This window comes from Methanoregula sp., from assembly GCF_028712425.1.
GTDB lineage: Archaea > Halobacteriota > Methanomicrobia > Methanomicrobiales > Methanospirillaceae > Methanoregula.
Genome location: NZ_JAQTQD010000056.1, coordinates 1 through 2,713, shown reverse-complemented (window position 1 = coordinate 2,713; position 2,713 = coordinate 1). Strand labels below are relative to the sequence as shown.

The window sequence follows — 2,713 nt, the reverse complement described above, 5'->3', positions numbered from 1 at the left end:
TGCGGCCGCACCGTCCGCGCCGGCCGGGTCGAGTGCGGTTTCGGACAGAAGGTCCCGCTGCACCACAACGGGAACACTGAACTGGAGGGCAGCACCGTCGAAAGAGCGGACCAGGAACGCGGTGATCCCCGGCTGGATCCTGGACGAATCGATCTGCGTCCCGTCCCCGGTGTACGAATGCAGGAACAGACCAAGGATTTCGTCCCACCTGCCGGCATCGTCCATAGGTGTTCATGGGACGAACGGCGCAAATACCCTTGCGATCGTTTCTCACCGGCACCACCGGCAGGACGCGGATGCATCATGAGGATCCCGGCCAGCCGCCCGCAGGAGCAGCATCCCCTGTTTACAGTGTCGTTACCGGCCAACCCTTCAGCACCCGAACGGTTATTGTGGTTCCGCGACAATGGATCTGTCGCAAAAACCATGTCCGCCACCCAGTTTTTTCCCATCCCGCCCGAGTTGTTCGCCCATGCCTGTACTACCGTGACACAGCGTGTCTCGCAGCTCCCGTTCCTTCGGGGGGGCGTGCATGTCACGGGAGAACTGGTTGGCGTGACCATGGAGTGTCTCAATGCCGAACCGACCCACACCCTTGCAATCAGCACGCCCCGCGATACCCTTGCCGGGAGCGTTGCCCCGGGACTTGATATTTGTCTCGAAGAACGCCTGCGGGTTACGGGAAAAACGGTCGTCCCGGTGATCGCAGAAGTCCTCTGCAGTGCCGGGATCGCGGAGATGACGGAGATCATCGACCGGCAGGTGCACCATCCCCGGCGGGCAATCCGCCTGCTCCCCCCATGGACCTGGCATATCGCGTCAACGCTTGCGCCCTCGGTCCGTCTCGCGGGAGGAGCGGACGGGTCGTCGATCTCGTGGATGGACCTCTGCCCGGTCTGCCGGACCGGGGTCCTCACGAAGATTGTGGGAAAACAGCTCTTCGGGATCCCCCATACGGACTTCATCATCGAGTGCTCGCACTGCGGGGCAAAGTTCATCCCGGTCGGCCCTGCGTTCCGGCTGGTATCCATTGCCCAGATCCGCGATCCGCTCTGGAAGAAACACCTGGACACAACGCATTCACCGGAGGAGTGGGCCTTCCTTGCCCGGGGCACGGCACCGGGGGGAAAGGTCGCCCCCCCGCCGGCCCGCGGAGCGGAAAAGAGGCCGGCTTCTCCCCTGCCAGCCGCCCGGGTCACGCTCACGGCGATGAAAGACGGGACGCTTATGGTCCCCGTCCTGGGAAAGACGATCTACTTCCGGCCGGTCCCCCTGAAGGTTGTCGGGAGCGTGAAAGGGGATGCTTTTTTCCGGGTACAGCGGACTCTTGGCGAGCTCCTTGACCAGCCGGCGTTCCAGCACCTGAAGGAACCGGTCAACGCGAAATACTCCCGTTATCTCTCTCTGAAGGCAGGCCTCTTCCTCTCGCAGCTCAAGGAGCGGCACGACCCGTTCTACCGCGAATTCCTCCACCAGTACGGCGATGAGCGGTACGGCACTATCATGCCGGGCAACTCAGGGGAGACCGGGAAGCGTGGTGTGCTGATTGTTGCCGTGAACCGGGGGCTGTACCATGTCCTTGACTCCCCGGAACCGGTCTCCGCGACAGTCACCGGCCGGTTTGCACGGATCGGGCCGGACGACTGTCTCCTTTCCGGTGACCCGGAGCGCTGCCGGGTCAATGCACTGCTCTGCACCAGCAGGGACACGGCCCGGCTGTACGTCTGGCCTGCGGAAAAAGAGGCCGAACGGCGCGAGGTCACCGCAGCCATCGGTGCCCTCATCTCGCCCCAATAGCCCTGCAGGGTTCTCCTGATGAACCGATCGCTGATCAGAGTATTTTTCATATCTTATGAGAACATTATAGTTATCCAGTCCGTACGATAAATTTGCGGAGTTTCCTTGATGAAGTGTCCTCACTGCGGGATGAACCTTCGGGATGATATCACCGAATGCGGTTATTGCGGCGGCAAAATTACCCGGAAAAAAGAGCGAGCGGCAGCTGTGGCGGGGAAATTCGCCGTACCCCGGGCCGGTCCTGCACTCAAAGGGTCCTCATTACGGGCACCGGGAGGGGATCCCGATTCAGAGGACGAGGAGGAGGGCGGTCTCTCTGCGGTCCTCCAGCCCGGCGAACAGGTGCTTGTCGGGGCACTCAATGTTGCTGTCAAGAAATTCTCTTTCCATGCCTACCTGACCAACCAGCGTATCTTTTTGATCGACACGCAGGAAATGAAGATCAAGGTGACGGCAAAAGACGTTTCCCGGGACACCATCGTGGGAAGCATTGTCGAAATCTCCGAGAATTCCGATCCCGTGCTCGTCCTTTCCCTCAAATCCGAAGACGATGAGATCAAGACCATGAAACTGGTCTTTGTCCAGGGCGGCATGGACCGGTCCGCGGAGATTGATGAATGGATCTCTCTCCTCCAGGGCGAGGAGCCGGCACCGGCAAGGAAACCCGGAAAACGGCCTGCTGCGGCGCGGCCACGCGAGTCCGTCGTGGAAGAGGAGCCCTGGGAAGAACGCCCTGCAGCACGAAAGCCCCAGCGGCGGCCCGCGCCGGCAAAGGTGCAGGAGCCCATCGATGACGAGGAATATGGTGAAGAGGAAGAGGAGGAGCCTGCACCGGTCCGCGTTCCCGAGCGTGCCCGTCCCCGGCCCGAACTCCAGCCGGTGAAACGGCCGGTCAAGAAGGACCACGAGCGGCAGC

At 61.7% G+C, this 2,713-nt stretch carries 2 protein-coding genes and 1 pseudogene; 2 read left to right on the top strand and 1 reads right to left on the bottom strand.

Features of this window, described 5'->3' with window-relative positions; translation table 11 throughout:
• A pseudogene (locus tag PHF39_RS13895) lies at window positions 1-225 on the bottom strand (hypothetical protein); the annotation flags it as partial.
• Between the two features lie 78 nt (window positions 226-303).
• Here PHF39_RS13895 and PHF39_RS13890 point away from each other — a divergent pair.
• Both PHF39_RS13890 and PHF39_RS13885 read left to right on the top strand, forming a co-directional pair.
• Window positions 304-1,797, top strand: a complete 1,494-nt coding sequence (locus PHF39_RS13890) for a hypothetical protein (RefSeq protein WP_300225185.1) — start codon at window positions 304-306, stop codon at window positions 1,795-1,797.
• A 108-nt stretch (window positions 1,798-1,905) separates the two neighbouring features.
• A partial coding sequence (locus tag PHF39_RS13885; RefSeq protein ID WP_300225182.1) for a hypothetical protein occupies window positions 1,906-2,713 on the top strand: 808 nt, incomplete at its 3' end.